At 36.7% G+C, this 19,198-nt stretch carries 9 protein-coding genes; 6 read left to right on the forward strand and 3 right to left on the reverse strand.

Going from position 1 to position 19,198, the window contains the following annotated elements; translation table 11 throughout:
• The first annotated feature begins 3 nt into the window (after positions 1-3).
• The 6 genes from IR022_RS04525 (at position 4) to IR022_RS04550 (ending at position 12,159) form a co-directional block, all read left to right on the forward strand.
• Complete coding sequence (locus IR022_RS04525) at positions 4-771, forward strand: RNA methyltransferase (protein ID WP_194202781.1); 768 nt, start codon at positions 4-6, stop codon at positions 769-771.
• Between the two features lie 213 nt (positions 772-984).
• Positions 985-2,946, forward strand: coding sequence for an amylo-alpha-1,6-glucosidase (locus IR022_RS04530; RefSeq protein ID WP_194202782.1), 1,962 nt, complete (start codon positions 985-987; stop codon positions 2,944-2,946).
• 29 nt (positions 2,947-2,975) lie between these two features.
• Positions 2,976-4,271, forward strand: coding sequence for a glycosyltransferase family 4 protein (locus IR022_RS04535; RefSeq protein WP_194202783.1), 1,296 nt, complete (start codon positions 2,976-2,978; stop codon positions 4,269-4,271).
• A gap of 102 nt (positions 4,272-4,373) precedes the next feature.
• Entirely contained in the window at positions 4,374-5,720 is a 1,347-nt protein-coding gene (locus tag IR022_RS04540; protein ID WP_194202784.1) for a glycoside hydrolase family 57 protein, read from the forward strand.
• Positions 5,721-5,753: 33 nt separating this feature from the next.
• Positions 5,754-10,001, forward strand: a complete 4,248-nt coding sequence (gene glgP / locus IR022_RS04545; RefSeq protein ID WP_194202785.1) for an alpha-glucan family phosphorylase — start codon at positions 5,754-5,756, stop codon at positions 9,999-10,001.
• 187 nt (positions 10,002-10,188) lie between these two features.
• Positions 10,189-12,159 carry an alpha-amylase family glycosyl hydrolase gene (locus IR022_RS04550; protein WP_194202786.1) on the forward strand — a complete coding sequence of 657 codons (1,971 nt, stop codon included), beginning with the start codon at positions 10,189-10,191 and terminating at the stop codon, positions 12,157-12,159.
• Between the two features lie 80 nt (positions 12,160-12,239).
• Here the strand turns inward: IR022_RS04550 and IR022_RS04555 are convergent, their stop codons facing one another.
• The 3 genes from IR022_RS04555 to IR022_RS04565 all read right to left on the reverse strand — a co-directional run bounded on the left by IR022_RS04555 (position 12,240) and on the right by IR022_RS04565 (position 19,088).
• Complete coding sequence (locus tag IR022_RS04555) at positions 12,240-14,441, reverse strand: glycoside hydrolase family 3 C-terminal domain-containing protein (RefSeq protein WP_194202787.1); 2,202 nt, start codon at positions 14,439-14,441, stop codon at positions 12,240-12,242.
• A 103-nt stretch (positions 14,442-14,544) separates the two neighbouring features.
• Positions 14,545-16,851, reverse strand: coding sequence for a glycosyl hydrolase family 95 catalytic domain-containing protein (locus tag IR022_RS04560; protein ID WP_242053063.1), 2,307 nt, complete (start codon positions 16,849-16,851; stop codon positions 14,545-14,547).
• A gap of 47 nt (positions 16,852-16,898) precedes the next feature.
• Positions 16,899-19,088, reverse strand: coding sequence for a glycoside hydrolase family 3 C-terminal domain-containing protein (locus IR022_RS04565; protein WP_194202789.1), 2,190 nt, complete (start codon positions 19,086-19,088; stop codon positions 16,899-16,901).
• Between the last annotated feature and the right edge of the window lie 110 nt (positions 19,089-19,198).

The following is a 19,198-nucleotide window of genomic DNA, read 5'->3' on the forward strand; positions in this document are numbered from 1 at the left end:
TGAATGAATTTAAGTAAGAATAAAATAAAATATATACAATCTCTGAAAGATAAAAAGTCTCGCGAAGAGCATGGAACTTTTGTTGTGGAAGGGGATAAAATGGTAGCCGAATTATTAAACGTGATGAAATGTCAATTACTAATTGCGACTCCCGATTTTATTCAATCAAATTTTATTCAACAAGCCAATATAGACGAAATTATAGAGGTATCCAAATCTGAACTATCCAGAGCCAGCTTTTTAAAAAATCCACAACAAGCTTTAGCTGTATTTTATCAGCCACAGTATGCTCTTGATAAAGAAGATTTGAAAGAACAGTTAAGTTTAGCTTTAGATTGTATTCAAGATCCCGGAAATTTTGGTACGATAATAAGATTGGCCGATTGGTATGGCATTGAAAATATAATATGCTCTACTGATACTGTTGATATTTATAATCCTAAGGTTGTACAAGCTACTATGGGAGCTTTAGCGAGAGTTAAAGTCCATTATGTAGATTTATATGCATATTTGAAAAATACAGAAGGAATCTCTCTTTACGGCACTTTTTTGGATGGTGATAATATGTACGAACAAGAATTAACACAAACGGGTATTATTGTCATGGGAAATGAGGGCAATGGTATCAGCGCAGAGATAGAAACACTTATTACAAACAAACTTTTCATCCCCAATTATCCCCAAGACAGAGAAACATCCGAGTCTTTAAATGTAGCAATTGCAACTGCTATAATTTGTACAGAATTCAGACGACGTTTGCAAAAACAATAATGATATTTGAAGTGTTATAATTAACTAGAGTAATCAATTTGCTCAAGATTGTTTGAGGCTGAATTTTTTTGGTCTTGATATAGGTTATGTACATTTCGATAAAATGTTATAAAACATTCTAGATTTTAAGATTTTAATTAAGAAAATTCTTAAATTTAGGATGTGTTTACTTTTTGTCATTTCGCATTACTAAACAAAACACTATTATATACTATGAGCTATCTTAATTTTAATAAAGATGAATTAGTTAATCTACAATATTCATTGCATCGAGAGATTTTGAGTACTAACAGAGCAGGTGCTTATATGAGTACAACTATCGTAGGTTGTAATACTCGTAAATACCACGGTCTATTAGTTTGTCCCATTGAGAAATTCAATGGCGAAAGTTATGTATTGCTGTCGTCTTTGGATGAAACAGTGATACAGCACGATAAGTCATTCAATTTGGGGATACATCAGTATCCAGGAGGTATATATAATCCTCGTGGGCACAAATATATTATTGACTTTGAGTTTGAGCCGACACCAACTCTGGTGTATCGTGTAGGAGGTGTAGTCCTCAAGAAAGAATTCCTGATGGAACACAATGCAGATCGTATACTTATAAAATACACTCTATTAGAAGCTCACTCTGACACAAAATTACGTTTAAGACCTTTTCTAGCCTTCAGAAACAGACATAAACTAAGTAAAGCAAACTTATTTGTTAATACAGATACAGATCATATCGAAAATGGTATCGCTTCGAGATTATACGATGGATTTCCAATTCTTAACATGCAGTTGAGTAAAAAGAATGAATTTGTAGAAAATCCCGATTGGTACTATAATATCGAATATTCGGAAGAGAAAGAAAGAGGTTATGAATTTCAAGAGGATTTATTTACTCCCGGATACCTCGAAATGCCAATAAAGAAAGGAGAAAGTATTCTTTTTTCAGCTTCATTAAAAGAAGAAAAAGTGAAGACGTTAGCAGATGCTTTCGATAAAGGAGTTGCATCGCGTCAGCCAAAAGATAGTTTCCTCAATTGTTTGAAAAATTCAGCGACTCAATTTATAGTTCAGCAAGGTAACGATATGGAGGTTATAGCCGGTTACCCTTGGTTTGGACGTTGGGGGCGTGATACATTTATAGCTTTACCTGGACTTACTTTAGCTGCTAATTACGACTTAGAGAGTTGCAAAGGTGTGCTAGATACAATGTCAGGAGAAGTGAACAACGGGCTTTTCCCTAATATCGGAAAGAGTGATCATGCAGCTTACAACTCGGTAGATGCTCCTATGTGGTATTTCTGGGCTATTCAGAAATATGCAGAGGCAATAAATGATAAAAAGGCTATCTGGAAATCATATGGTGAGAAAATGAAATCGGTATTGTCTGCTTTCAGATCAGGAGTAAATGAGCATATCCTTATGCATGAAAACGGACTTATCTGGGCTGGACAAGAAGGTAAAGCTCTAACATGGATGGATGCGGTAGTTGCAGAGGGGCCTGTTACGCCTCGTAGAGGCTATGCGGTTGAAATAAATGCTTTGTGGTACAACGCCATTCAATTTACAATAGAATTGGCTGAGGCGAACGGAGATAAAGAGTTTACCAAAGATTGGAAAGATCTGGCTAATCGTATACAAGAGAGCTATGTTTCAACATTCTGGAATGAAGATTTAGGATATTTGGCTGATTATGTAGATGAGAATGGTCAGAATCTGGATATTCGTTCCAATCAGGTTATAGCAACATCATTACCATATAGCCCTATTAATGACGAGATTAAAAGTCATGTATTGAATGTGATCAAGAGAGAGTTATTAACCCTTAAAGGCTTGAGAACATTATCACCCGGACATCCCGATTATAAAGGAATATACAGTGGCGATCAAAGAACGCGAGATTTGGCTTATCATCAAGGTACAGTATGGGTGTGGCAATTAAGCCATTATATAGAAGCTAACTTCAAACTTTATGGTGATGCCTTTTATGGTGATGCAAAATGGATTGTTGAGCATTTTGAAGAAGATATGACCGATTATGGAATTTGTAGTATAGCCGAAGTTTATGACGGTAATCCGCCTCACCATGCCGGAGGAAGCATTTCGCAAGCTTGGAGTGTAAGCGAGGTGCTTCGTATTATGCAAATGATAGAACAACACAAAAAACAAGACAAAAAATAATATGAACAACCTAAATGCTATGATATAATATGAAAGTATTAATGTTTGGTTGGGAGTTTCCTCCTCATATATCGGGAGGGCTAGGAACTGCCTGTTATGGATTGACAAAAGGTTTGGCACAACAAGGTGTCGAGGTCTTATTTGTTATGCCCAAGGCTGTAGGTGATGAAGATTCTAGTATTGGAAAAATAATCAATGCTAGTGATGTTGAGATGCCAATAACGACATCTTATGTGGATGATTTTTGGCAGAATGTAAGTTTTCTACCTGTCAGCTCAGGTCTTATCCCGTATTTAGGTTTGGAAGAATACGAACAATATGTAACCGAAACTGAAAATGGAGGAGGTCAACGATCTTTTACTCACTTAGGAGGTAAATTTCCATTTTCGGGAAAGTATGGTACTAATTTGATGGAAGAAGTAAGAAACTATGCTTACGTTGCTTCTAAAATAGCCAGAGAAAATGATTTTGATGTAATTCATGCTCATGATTGGCTTACTTATCTAGCAGGTATAGTTGCGAAAAAAATCTCAGGAAAACCTTTGGTAGTGCATGTGCATGCTACTGAATTTGATCGAAGTGGCGAGAATGTAAACCGAGTGGTTTATGATCTGGAACGTCTGGGAATGGAACAAGCTGACGCCGTAGTAGCCGTAAGTAATCTTACTCGCAATATCGTTATTAACCGATATGGAATAGATAAGTCTCGTGTATTTGCAGTACATAATGCTGTGGATTTTTCGGGACGTAAGGAGATTGAGGTAAAGAAGGCTGTTAAAGAGAAAGTTATTACTTTCTTGGGGCGTATTACTTATCAGAAAGGACCTGAATATTTTATAGAGGCTGCAAGTAAGGTGTTAAAACGTTATCCGAATGTTCGTTTTGTAATGGCTGGTAGTGGCGATATGATGAACAAAATGGTACAGCGTGTAGCTAAATTGCGTATAGGGTCTAAATTTTCATTTACAGGTTTTCTTACAGGTGATGATGTAAATCAAATGTATGCTCAAAGCGATGTATATGTGATGCCATCAGTATCCGAACCCTTTGGTATATCTCCATTGGAAGCTATGCGCACGGGAGTTCCAGTCATTATATCAAATCAATCTGGAGTGGCGGAAGTATTAGAACATGCGATGAAAGTTAATTTTTGGGATATAGATGCTTTAGCAGATGCCATGTATGGTCTTTTGGCATATCCAACTTTAACAGATACACTCAAGGTAAGAGGCACCGAAGAAGTTAATTCTTTGAATTGGGATGATAGTGCGATAAGAGTAAAAGAAGTGTACGAAAAGATGTTAGCAGACTCTAATTTAGGATAATATAGTTTAGGATTTGTATTCATATAGAAGTGAACACTATATGCTTAGATGAATACAACGATTAAAAAAAACGCAAAATATAACAGACATACATAATTAGTCATGAAAAAAACTTTATGCTTTTATTTTCAAATACACTTACCCTTTCAATTAAGAAGATATCGCTTTTTTGATATAGGAAATTCTCATCAGTATTACGATGAATTCAATATCCGAAACTATTTGAATAAAATAGTAGAACAGTGTTATCTTCCAATGAATAAAGTGCTATTAGATATCATTAAAGAACATGGTAGCAAATTTAAAGTAGCGTTCTCTATTACGGGCGAAACTATAGAACAATTAGAACAATACGCACCTCAGGTGTTAGATAGTTTTAAAGAATTGGCTGCAACAGGTTCTGTTGAATTTATATGTGAAACTTATGCACACTCTCTGGCTTTTTTGAAAGATGAAAAGGAATTGGAACGTCAGTTGAAGAAACAAGCTGCAACGATTAAGAAATATTTTAATCAAGAGCCTGTTACTGCTCGTCTCACAGGACTTATGTACTCTGACCAAATTGGAGAAAGAGTTGCTAATCTAGGTTTTAAAGCTATTGTAACGGAAGGAGCTAAACATGTGCTAGGATGGAAGAGTCCTAATTATGTGTATAGTAATGTCAACAATCCCGATTTAAATGTATTACTCCGTAATTTCCATTTGAGTGATGATATTGCTTATCGTTTTTCGGATAGAAGTTGGAGCGAATGGCCTGTAACAAGCGAGAAGTTTGTAAATTGGCTGGATGTTGTTAATGAAAATGAAGAGGTTGTAAATCTTTTCATGGATTATATTACATTCGGAAATCGTCACTCGCGCGCTACAGGAATATTTGAATTCATGCGCTACTTACCCAAAGAGGTATTTAGTCATGATAAATTTGAATTCCTTACACCTTCGGAAGTTATTAAGAAACATAAACCCGTAGGACCAGTGCATGTACCTTATCCTATTTCGTGGTCGGAAGAAGAGCGGGATTTAAGTATATGGCTTGGTAACGATTTACAAAATGATGCTTTTACATCCCTCTGCGATTTAGGCGAGAAAGTTCGTTTTGTAGATGATGCCTCATTAACACAAGATTGGGAACGTTTACAAGATAGTGACCATTATTATTATATGTGTACCAAATGGATGTCGGATGCTGCTTCTCGCAGATTTAAGAGTGTCTACTCAAGCCCTTACGATGCATATATTAATTATATGAATGTTTTAAGTGATTTAATATCTCGGGTTAATGAAGCAGTAGCAGAAAAGGTGGATTTGTTAATGAAAGATAGCCATTATGCAAATGAAATTTCTAAATTTGTTACACCTCATGAAACTGAATATTCATCATTACAAATAAAAAAAATAGTTGAATTACTAGGTCAAAAAGCTGGAAAATCTCTTTTAGAGTCAAATTAATTGAATATAGATTAGTATATTAATAATAATTTTATGCAAAACGAAAAATTACTAACGCCGGATTATTTATTTGAAGTAAGCTGGGAAGTATGTAACAAAGTTGGAGGTATACATACCGTTATTGCGACTAAGGTTCCTACTTTGGAAAAGGTTTTAAGAAAACCTCACATTTTGATTGGTCCGGATGTAGTAAAGGAAAATGAGACAAATCCAGAGTTTATAGAAGATTCTCTGTTGTTAAAATCGTGGAGAGCCAGAGCTGCTAATGATGGATTACGCATTCGTGTAGGTCGCTGGAATATAGCAGAAAGACCTATTGCAATATTGGTTGATTTCACTCCATTTTTTTCTCAGAAAGATGATATTCTATCATTCATGTGGGAGAAATACAAACTAGATTCTCTTTCAGGACAATGGGATTATATCGAACCTGCATTGTTTGGTTATGCAGCAGGTAAAGTTATCGAGAGTTATGTAAAATACCATTGCTCGCCAAGTGATAAGATTATTGCTCAATTCCATGAGTGGATGACTGGTACAGGTCTATTGTATCTGAAATCGGCAGTTCCTCAGATTGGATGTGCGTTTACCACTCACGCAACAGCACTGGGTAGATGTATTGCTGGTAATAATTTACCTCTTTACGATAGCTTGAAAACTTATAATCCGGATAATATCGCTCATAACTTTAATGTAACAGCTAAGCAGTCTCTTGAGAAAATTGCAGCACAACAAGCTGACGTTTTTACAACGGTAAGTGATATTACAGCTAAAGAATGTGAGCAATTTTTAGGTCGATCGGTTGACCTAGTGACACCTAATGGATTTCAGGATTTTATAACCAATGAGGCTGAATTTGCTCAAAAGCAAAAAGATGGACGCAAAAGGTTAATAACTGCTGCTGAGGCAATTTTAGCAGAGCCAATTGACAGTAATGCTTTATTAATTGGTATCAGTGGACGATACGAATACAAAAACAAAGGGATAGATGTATTTATCGAAGCTTTGGGTAAACTGAATAAGAGTGATGCTCTAAATAGAGAGATTGTAGGTTTTATATTAGTACCCGCAGGACATCATGGACCATCCAAAGCTCTTTTACATAATCTACAGAGCAAGGAGGCAATATCTCCTCTTGCAAACCCTTATTTGACCCATGATTTAAATGATGAGAATTACGATCCTGTATTGAATGCTGTAAGACAGAATGAGCTTTATAATACGAAAAATGATAAGGTGAAAATATTCTTCGTTCCTTCTTATTTGAATGGTAATGACGGAATATTTGATGTTCCCTATTATGATTTGCTTGCTGGGCTCGATCTTTCTTTATTCCCTTCTTATTATGAACCATGGGGTTATACACCTTTGGAGAGTGTTGCATTTAAAGTTCCTACTATTACTACAACATTAGCGGGATTTGGATTATGGGTAAAAACTCATAGTGAAGGTGAACGTCCCGGTATTGCTGTTATAAATCGTACGGATACAAATGATGCGGAGGTTATTGATCGTATTGAAGCTCACATAATCCGTCATGCTAAAAATAGTGAAGCAGATTATCAGGCAGCTAAGCAAAATGCTCTTGAAATATCTAAGATTGCCCTTTGGGATAATCTGATAACTTATTACATGCAAGCTTATAGCACAGCTCTTGATAAAGTGGCTACACGCTATACCGAAAGTGATTTTATTATAGAAGAACCACAAAATAATTATATTCCACAAATGTCTCAACATACAACACCTAACTGGTTTAACGTTATTGTACATCGTAATGTACCTGAAAAACTTCATGCTTTAGAAGAATTAGCTAATAACCTTTGGTGGTCTTGGAATCAAGATGCAAAAGACCTGTTTGAATCACTAGATCCAGTTGCATGGAAAAAAGTATATTATAATCCTATCGTGTTGTTAGATAATATTAGCTTACAACGCTATCAGGAGTTAGAAAATGATGATGAGTTTGTAGCTAAACTTGCTGCTGTATATAATCATTTTCAGACATACATGAACAATAAGAGCGATTTGAGCGAAGCTTCTGTTGCTTATTTCTGTATGGAATATGGTTTGCATACATCTCTTAAAATCTATTCGGGTGGACTTGGTATTCTTGCCGGAGACTACTTGAAAGAAGCTAGTGATAAAGGGGTACGTATGACAGGTATTGGTCTTTTGTATCGCTATGGTTATTTTACTCAACGTTTGTCAACATCAGGAGAGCAAGAAAATATTTATGAAGCTCAACTATTTGATAAAATACCCGTATCAGCGGTACGTGATGAAGATGGCAATTGGGTTACTGTAAAAATAGCATTGCCAGGACGTGATTTACATGCACGCGTTTGGAAAGTAAATGTTGGACGTGTTGAGCTATTCTTGATGGATACTGATATTGAAGATAACTTACCAGAAGATCGTTCGGTTACACATCATCTTTATGGTGGCGACTGGGAAAACAGACTAAAACAAGAGCTTCTATTAGGAGTTGGTGGTATTAGAGTTCTTCAAAAAATAGGACGTCATTTTGATGTATACCATTGTAATGAAGGACATGCGGCATTTACAGGATTAGAGCGTATTCATCAATTGATGGTTAATAGAAAACTATCTTTTGAAGAAGCGAGAGAAGCAATTCGCTCTTCTTCATTATTTACAACTCATACACCTGTACCTGCAGGACATGATGCTTTTGATGAAGGATTGTTACGTAAATATATATCGCATTACCCTGATCGCTTCCAAATAACTTGGGAACAAGTAATGGCATTGGGGCGTGTACATGCCGATAATTCTTATGAGAAATTCTCAATGAGTAATCTTGCAGTTCATCTTTCTCAAGAAGTGAATGGTGTAAGCTGGTTACACGGGAAAGTTTCTCAGGAAATGTTTAAAGATATGTTCCCTGGTTATTTAGCTCAGGAATCATATATCAGCTATGTAACTAATGGTGTGCATTATCCTACATGGGCTGCTCCAGAGTGGAAAACTCTACATGAACGTGTTTTTGGTGCAGACTTTGCAACGCATCATTATGATAAATCTTGTTTCTCTAATATTCAAGATGTTGAGGATAAAGAGATATGGGATATCCGTCGCAAGCTACGTGGAGCTATGATTGAGCATATCAAAGAGCGTATCACTAGTAATAATGAGTTATTATACTATACCCCTCGTGAGATTGTAGAGATAGTTGAAAGACTTGATCCTAACAAATTAACATTCGGTTTTGCTAGACGTTTTGCTACTTATAAACGTGCTCAACTATTATTTAAGAATATTGACACATTAAATGAGATCGTAAATCATCCGACAAGACCAGTTCAGTTTATCTTTGCCGGAAAAGCTCACCCCGCGGATAAAGCAGGTCAGGACTTAATCAAAAAGATTGTTGAAGTATCTAAATATCCTCAATTCTTAGGTAAAATCTTATTTATAGAGAATTACGATATGGAGTTGGCTTCGAAATTGGTTCAAGGTGTTGATATTTGGTTGAATACTCCGACAAGACCAATGGAAGCATCGGGCACGAGTGGCGAAAAAGCCGTTATGAATGGTGTTATGCACTTTAGTGTGCTTGATGGATGGTGGGTTGAAGGTTATCAAAAAGATGCTGGATGGGCTTTACCTCTTGAGCAGGTTTATGAAAACAACGACTACCAAAACGAATTGGATGCTGAGATAATTTACAATACTATTGAAAATGAAATAGCTCCGTTGTATTATCAACAAAATTCAGAAGGTATTCCTTCAGAATGGGTACAGCATGTAAAGAACTCTATTGATAAAGTTGCTTCAAACTTCACCATGAACCGTCAGTTGACTGATTATGAAGATCGTTTCTATAATAAGTTGAGCAAACGTGCACATGAGATCAGAGAGAATGACTATGCAATGGCGAAAGACATCGTTACTTGGAAACATAAAATGTCGAGAGAGTGGGATGGTGTTGAGATTATTTCAACAAAAATGCCAAGTGTCTATAAAGAGCCAATTGTACTAGGACAAGAGTACGAAATGGAAATAAGACTTACTTGCGGTTCACTTTCTGCTGAAGATATAGGTGTTGAGTTGGTTATCACTAACGATCCAACTAGTAAAGGCGAAGAATTCTTGATTAAACATGCATTTACTTGTGTATCACAGGATAGTAGTGTTGCTACTTATCGCTTGAAGCATACCAGTGAACAAGCCGGAACATTTAACATGGGACTTCGTATTTTTGCTAAAAACGATTTGTTAGCACATCAACAAGATTCAGGTTTAGTGAAATGGATGTAATACTCTTATTGTTTTAAAATTAAGACAATAATAATGATAATTATATGGCTATTTTGTAATCCAATTTAGCCATATAATATTTAAGGTCGCAGACCTTTTTATAGATTTGGTTATTCTTATATATAAAGGCATGCTATACAAGGATAACAATAGAGAACTTTACTTAAACTAATACCTGACATTATAAATGAAAGCTTCAATATATGGTGATAGTGGACTCGAAAAATATCGATCTACTATTTTACGAAGACATGAAAAATATCAGTTAAAAGTGGCTGAACTGACAAGCGGTTCGGATCTGAGTGATGCCGCTAATGGATACTTGTTTTATGGATTGCATGCATATCCTGATAAATGGGTACTGAGAGAATGGGCTCCTAATGCTACGGCGGTTTATTTGATGGGTGATTTTAATCATTGGCAAATAGACCTTAAGTATGCTTTCTATCCAATACCAGGAGGTAATTGGGAATTAGAATTACCCTTGGAGACCTTGCAGCATGGCATGCTGTTTAAACTATGGGTAAAATGGGAAGATGGGGCAGGAGAGCGCATCCCTGCTTATATTCGGAGAGTTGTGCAGGATGATGTCAGTAAAATATTCTCGGCTCAAGTATGGCAACCCGAACCTTATGTTTGGAAATACGATCAGCCTAAGGAAGAAATAGCTCCTATTATTTATGAAGCTCATATCGGGATGTCGGGAGAAGAGGAAAATGTAGCCACATACAATCATTTTAGGGAGACGGTATTGCCTTATATCGCTGATATGGGTTACAATACTATACAATTGATGGCTATACAAGAGCACCCTTATTATGGTTCGTTTGGTTATCAGGTTTCTAATTTTTTCGCCCCAAGTTCACGCTTTGGTACTCCCGAGGAGTTGAAAGAATTGATTGATACAGCTCATAAATTAAATATTAGAGTTGTTTTGGATATTGTGCATTCACATTCGGTAATTAATGAAGCTGATGGATTGAGCCGTTTTGATGGAACTTTTGATCTCTATTTCCATTCAGGAGAGCGTGGAACACATTCGGTGTGGAATTCACGTTGTTTTGATTATGGTAAAAATGAGGTTCTGGCTTTTCTATTATCCAATTGTAAATATTGGTTAGAGGAATTCAAATTTGATGGTTTTAGATTCGATGGTGTTACCAGTATGATGTATTACGATCATGGTATTGGTCGTGATTTTACTAACTATTCCATGTATTACGATGGTAATCAGGATGAAGATGCGATCGTTTATTTGACCTTAGCTAATAAGCTGATACATGAAGTGAACTCTCTGGCATTTACAATTGCCGAAGATGTTAGCGGAATGCCGGGATTAGCTTCGTCAATAGAGAATTTTGGTATAGGTTTTGACTATCGTATGGCGATGGGAATTGCCGATTTTTGGGTCAAAATACTCAAAGATAAGAAAGACGAAGAATGGCACGTCGGAGATATGTTTTATGAACTAACCAATAAAAGAAAAGAAGAAAAGACAATCAGCTATGTAGAAAGCCACGATCAGGCAATGGTGGGAGATAAAACTCTTATTTTCAATCTGCTTGATAGCTTGATGTACACAAATATGAACGTTTTTGAACGTAATACTAAAGTAGATAGGGGTTTGGCTCTTCATAAGATGATCAGATTGGCTACACTAGCCACTGCGGGAAATGGCTATCTTACTTTTATGGGGAATGAGTTTGGACATCCCGAATGGATCGATTTTCCTCGATTAGGCAACGATTGGTCTTATAAATATGCTCGTCGTCAATGGTCTTTGCTTACTGATACAAATTTGAGGTATCGATTTCTAGCTGAGTTTGAGAAAGAAATGTTAGGCTTGATAAATAAGCACGATATATTTTCGTTCAGACCTTTTGCTATTATACAAAGTACGCCCGATCAGGTATTGATATTTAAGCGTAATAATTTGGTGTTTATTTTTAATTTCAATCCGACAAAATCGTTTACTGATTATGGTTTTGAGGTAGATAAAGGACAATATAAAATTGTTCTAAACTCTGATGATTCCGAATTTGATGGTTTCGACAGGGTAGACGATAATTACGATTATTCAACTCTCAGCATCAAAGGAAAAGATGTATTGAGGGTATATATTCCTGCACGTACTGCCTTTGTGTTGGAAAAGCAGTAAGTTGCATTAGAACATAAATAAAAATAAGGTTGCTCAAATAGGGCAACCTTATTTTATTATACGAATTAAGATTATAGTATTTATTTTATTTTTACAGCTACTGAGCTTCTCACATCAGCCGAAGATGCTGCACAATGCAATGTAAATTGATCTGACTCTACAGTCCAATTATGAGCTTTATCATCAAAAAAGGCTAAATCTTTAACAGGAACAGCTAATTCTACATTTTTAGTCTCACCCGCTTTTAAGAATACTTTTTTGAATGCCTTAAGTTCTTTTTCTGGACGTTCTACAGATGGTTTCGATTGAGAGGCATATACTTGCACAGACTCAGCACCATCTACTTTACCTTTATTGGTTACAGTAATAGAAACTTTGATTGTTTCATCCTTTCCATATTCTTTTTTGTCAGTATTGGCTTTTCCGTACTCAAATGTTGTATATGAAAGACCATAACCAAAAGGGAATAAAGCAGGAATATTTTTAGTATCGTGCCAACGGTAACCTACCAGAATATCTTCTTTATAGATTTGTTTGATGCTGTCTCCGGGATATGATATCGTACCGAACGAGATAGCTCCATTATCTTCTAATTTGCGAGGTACACTATAAGGTAACTTACCCGATGGGTTAATATCGCCAGCAATAATATTTGCTGTTGCACTACCTGCTTCTGAACCTAAATACCAAGATTGCATAAGGGCTGGAATTTTATCTAGCCAAGGCATCGAAACTGCATTACCACTGACAAGTATTACACCTAATTTTTTATTCACTTTTAGTAGGTCATCAATCAATTCGTTTTGTCCGAAAGGCAAATCATATGTAATACGATCTGCTCCTTCGCAGTCTTGTTGGAAATTTTTATTCAATCCTCCGAAGAAAAGAACTACATCTGCATTTTTAGCAAGAGCAAGAGCTTCTTTCTTTAACGAATCAGCATTGTAAGGTGAGGGTACAAAGTTGTCATACACAGTAGGACCTGAACCATATCCCATTGTATAGGATACATTGTTTTCGCCATACTTAGCTTTAAGACCTTCTAATGGAGAAATTTCTTGCTTTACTTTAAGTTCGGATGAACCTCCGCCAACGGTTAACGATCGGCTTGCATTTTCTCCTATCACTACAATTTTTTTGTATTTGTTTTTTGCAATAGGAAAGAAATTTTTCTCATTCTTCATCAATACAATACCTTGTTCTGCTACACGACGAGCTACATCTGCATGCTCAGGAGTTGCAAAACTTCCGTAAGGACGGTTGCGGTTCATATTGGTTCTGAAGTTTAGACGAAGAACTTTTTTCACTTTATCATCCAATGTCGATTCGGAAACTTCGCCTCTTTTTATCATATCTAGATAGGGTTGAGCCATAAAATAGTTGTCATAGGCGAAACTCTCGCCCCATGTTAATCCATTTGTCCAACTACCCATTTCTATATCCAAACCATTTAAAGCAGCTTCTTTGGTATCGTGAGCACTGCCCCAATCTGTTACCAGAACACCATCAAAACCCCATTCTCCTTTTAGAATCTTATTTACAAGTATTTCGTGATGACTACAATATTGCCCTCTGAATTTATTGTATGATCCCATAACAGCCCATACATTTCCTTCTTCAACTCCTGCTTTAAATGCAGGCAAATAGATTTCATAGAGTGCTCTGTCGCTTACTTCTACGTCTATATGTCCACGCCACAATTCTTGATTATTAAGAGCAAAGTGCTTCATACAGGCAGCAACTCCATTTTGTTGAACTCCTTTGATGAAAGGAACTACCATTTTAGATGCCAAATAAGGGTCTTCTCCTAAGTACTCGAAGTTACGACCATTCATAGGAGTACGATAAATATTTACTCCGGGACCTAGAATAATGTCTTTTTTTCTGAAACGTGCCTCTTCTCCTAATGCATTTCCATATTCGAGAGAGAGCTCTGGATCAAAAGTTGCTGCTAGGCAAGTTAAAGCCGGAAATGCGGTACACGAATCGTTTGTCCATCCTGCGTGTCCCCATGTATCCCAATCTATTTCCATACGAACTCCGTGAGGTCCATCGCTCATCCAAATTTCGGGGATGCCTAAACGAGGACATCCGGGTGTGCTGAATTTAGATTGTGCATGTATCATGGCAATCTTTTCTTCGAGCGTCATTTTCGACAAAGCATCGTTTATTCTTACCTCTATAGGTTTACTTTCGTCCAAATAAACAGGCACCGATTTAGTTTGTGCTTGAGTTTGGGATGTAAACAAAGCTAGTATACTACAGAAAAACAGTTTTTTCATATCCTCTTCTTTGATTTTGTATTTAAGTAATTTGATTATCTATCAATGTATTTCTATTATTCTAACTTGTGCTTATCAAAGCATAAAGAGGTCTGAGACCTTATCAGAATTGTATTGTTATCTTTTCTGCCTTCTTTAATTGGAAATTTAACTTACCCTCATTGAGTGTATAATCTTTTACACCTTTAATTGAGGGTCTCCCTAGGGGTAGCTTAAGTGTAAAATTGTTTGGTACATTAGATTTAATCTCAATAAAATCAACAACTCCGTTTTTCCAAGAAAAGTCCACTTCGGCTCCACCTCTTACTTTTAAGCCTTTAACCGAGCCATCTTTCCATTCTGTAGGTATTGCAGGTAATAATTCAATATAGCCGGCATGACTCTGTATAAGCATTTCTATAATTCCGGCAGAACCTCCAAAGTTGCCGTCTATCTGCATCGGTGGGTGAGCGCTGAATAGGTTAGGGTAGGTTCCTCTTCCCTCTCCGGCAGGTTTAAGCAAATCACCGATCAATTTATAAGCTCTGTTTCCATCTTTAAGTCTAGCCCAGAAGTTTATTTTCCATGCCATAGACCATCCTGTCGACTCATCTCCTCGTCTTTCTAATGTTACTCTTGCAGCTTCCATTAACTGAGGAGAGGTCGCTTCATTTAATTCGTATCCGGGATAGAGTCCATATAATTGCGATACGTGGCGATGGTGTATTTCCACCTCTTCGTAGTCTTGTAACCATTCCATCACTTGTCCGTATTTACCAATAGAAGTAGGTGCAAGTCTTTCCTTTTTGGCTTCTATTGTTTGAGTCCAATCCTGATCAATATTCAATAATTTAGCAGCCTCCGAGACATTGGTAAATAGTTCTCTGATTATTTGATTATCCATTGTAGAACCTGCACTGATGCTAACGGTTTCTCCCGTTGAAGCGAAGTAACTGTTTTCGGGTGAAGTGGTAGGAGCTGTAACCAGATAACCGTTGTTAGGGTCTTCAATCAACATATCTTCAAAAAATAGAGCTGCACCTTTCATAGTTGGATAAGCCGATCGTAGATAATCCAAGTCTTGTGTATATAAGTAATGTTCCCAGAGATGTTGGCATAACCAAGCTCCTGCTGTATTAGTAGCTCCCCATGATGGGTCTTCTGAAGGAGAGGTAAAATCCCAGACATTACCTAAAATATGAGTAACCCATCCTCTGCTGTTATAATAGATACGAGCAGTTTTCTCTCCAGGTTCAACTAGGCTTTTTGTGTATTCGATCATAGGTAAATGCAGTTCAGATAAATTACCAACTTCTGCACCCCATAGATTCATTTGTAGATTGATATTCAAATGATAGTCGCCATTCCAAGGTGTAAGAATCTGAGGAGCCCACAATCCTTGTAAATTTGGAGGTAAGCCACCTACACGTGTAGATGATATAAGCAAGTAGCGTCCGTATTGCATATACAGGGCAACCAAATCGAAATCGCTTTTATCGGAAGCAAAAGCTTCTAACCTTTTATTAATAGGCAGGTCAGAGTTTTTATTTTTATTCAGAGTTAGATCAACACGATTAAATAAATACTGGTATTTTGATATGTGATTTTTCTTTAGTGTAGAATAATTAGTATCGGTACTTTTTATTAATTGGGTGGCTATAGCCTTTTCGTCTTTGCCCTTGTAGCTCGTAGCCAGAGAAACAAGCAAGATAACTTCGTCTGCATTTTGTATCTGAATATCTTTATTTCTGGTAACTAAAGTTCCTCCTTTGTGTATGACTTTCACTTGACCAAAGTATCTGATCCCATCGTTCTTTACATTATCTTTCATTTGTCCACAAATAGATAAGGTATTGCCTTCGGTTGAAACTTCGTAATTTTCGTCTCTTTGAAGTGATATTGTAAGGTTCAGAGCTTTTGCTTGGTTTGCAGTGTATCTGATAACTCCAATATCATCAGAAAACGAAGTGAAATATTCTCTGGTGTAGGCTATTCCTCCTTTTGTGTATGAAGTAGTAGATAAGGCATTATTCATATCCAATGTCCTCTTGTAATTGGATATAGGTGCCGATTGATCTGGATATACAAAATCGACTTGTAGGTTTCCAAAGTTCTGAAAATTACCATATGCCGATGTATCAGCGCTACCTTTGCCTAAACAAGTGAAAGTTTTGTACATCAGGTTTTGTGCTTCTTTGTTCTTATTCTCAAAAAGAAGCCTGCGTATTTCTCCTAAATATTTATAGGCTTCGGGATTGTCTGCATCTTGTTTATTACCTGACCAGAGTGATATTTCATTTAATACAACTCGTTCTTTATCCACATCACCCCATGGCATCATTCCTATACGTCCGTTGCCGAGAGGTATAGATTCTTCCCAGATTGAAGCGGGACTGTCAAAATAGTATTGCCATGAATTTTGTGCGGACATTGATAATGTACACAGGCATAAGATAATGCAAGATGAGATTTTTGAGATCATTCTGTAATAGTTATTTGTTGGGTTAATTGAATATTTTCAGAGGAACTGCCAATCATTAGATTAACTTTTCCTGCTTCTATTTCATATGAATGTGTATCCATATCCCAATAAGCTAAATCAGATGCTTTTATATTGAATTTCATTGTTTCGGTTTTACCGGATTCGATCATAATTCGTTCAAATCCTTTAAGCTGTTTGATTGGTCTGCTTATTCTGGAATTAGGAAAAGATACATAGAGTTGCACAACTTCTTCTCCGTTTAATTTACCAGTGTTTTTTACATTTACTGATACAGTGATATTCTCAGCCTTTTTTAATGTAGAGGAAGATGTACTCATCTTAGAGTATGAGAAATCAGTATAGCTCAATCCATAACCAAACGGATAGAGAGGTTTCTCTTTTGCATACATATAAGTACGCCCATTGCGGATATTGTAATCCATCATTGGAGGAAGATCAGCTATTGACTTTACCCATGTTTGATTGGTACGTCCTGCGGGATTAAAATCACCAAACAGAACATCGGCTATTCCATTGCCAAGCTCTTGACTATTATTGGTTACATGTAATATGGCAGGTATGTTTTCTTGCGACCAGTTGATCGTAAACGGAAAACTGCTGACTAATAGCATGATAGTATTAGGGTTAACTTTGTTGATTATCTTTACGAGATCTTCTTGTTCTAAAGATAATGATTTTCGGTCAACTGCCTCTCTTCCATCACTTGGTACAGGCGAATATTTCCATTTTGGGTCGGTTCCATATACATGATTTCCTACACAAACAATCGCAATATCTGCTTTTTGTGCAGCAATGGAGGCTTTATCTATTTCGTTAGATGCTTCGTAATATACTTCGATATTATTGCCAACTGCATTTTTTATTCCTTGCAAAATACTTACTGTATAGGGTGGGGTTCCACTATACCAATCGAGAAGTATTTCATCGGCACGAGGACCAATAACTGCTATTGATTTGATTTTGTTTTTATCAAGAGGTAGTAATTTCTTTTCGTTCTTAAGTAATACTACCGATTTCGCGGTAACAAGGCGTACGAAATCTTGCACTTCTTTATTTAGCCAAGGCGAAACAGTGTCTGTTACTCCGATATTGGAATAGGGTAGATGTGTTTGATCTCCATCTAATAACCCTAATCGTAAAGCGACAAAAAAGTTTCCTCTTATAGCCTCGTCTATATCTTTTTCAGATAGAATGTTTTGCTTTAGAGCCTCATACACATAAGGTTTATAATTATCCAAGAATTGTCCGACTCCGGCTTTTACTATTGCAGCTGCTCCTTCAACATGAGAGGGATAAGCCTTATGTGAGGTAATAAGCAAGTCTAATGCTCCTCCATCGGTACATATTATACCATTGTTACCCCATTGTTGACGGGTAATTTCTTTTAGCACGGGATGTACTGTCATTGCTGTGCCGTTCCAACCATTATAGGAAGCCATAAAGGCTCGAGAGCCTCCATCTTCGATTCCTCTTTGGAAAGGGTAAGCGTAGTATTCATGGAATAATCGTTCATCGAAATTAGAAGATGTAGAGTCTCTTCCATCTTCGTTGCTATTAGCTAAGAAATGCTTCATAAGTGATGCCGATTTCCAATACTTAGGATTATCTCCCTGTAAGCCTTTTATGAATGCGACACTCAGTTGAGAGACTAGAAACGGATCTTCTCCAAAACTTTCTTCAGTGCGACCCCATCGTGGATCACGTGCTAAATCGGCATTGGGGGCACGCATAACTAAACCTCCCTTTTTATATTTTTCGTTTTGAGTATAAAAGCGTACTTCGTTTGCCTCTATTTCGGCTACTTTCTTTATTAATTGAGTATCCCATGTTTCACCCAAACCGTATGCCTGAGGAAAGGTGGTAGTATAAAATACAGCAGGTACTTGTTGATAATTGATAGTTTGGAAACCACCCCAATTGCCGGGACCTCCGAGTGCCATTCCATGTAAACCTTCGGAGTGACCTGTATTGCGTATTCCTAAACGTGGAACACCCAAATTAGTAGATAGAGCATTGATTTTTTCATCGATTGTCATTAATGACAATAAATTAGATATCCTCTCTTCATCCGAAAGAGCAGTATCTTGAAAAGGGTGTATGTATTGAGCAAATGATGCAATATTCAGACCGAATATGCACATTACGAGCATAACAATTTTTCTCATGGCTATAGGTTTCTTAGACTAACTATGCAAAGTTATTGTTTAATTAGTAAGTCGCTCTATACCTGTGTTTCCGTTGAGGGTATCCCTTAAATTATCATAGGGGTTGTATG

Source organism: Dysgonomonas sp. GY617, from assembly GCF_015233815.1.
Lineage (GTDB): Bacteria > Bacteroidota > Bacteroidia > Bacteroidales > Dysgonomonadaceae > Dysgonomonas_A.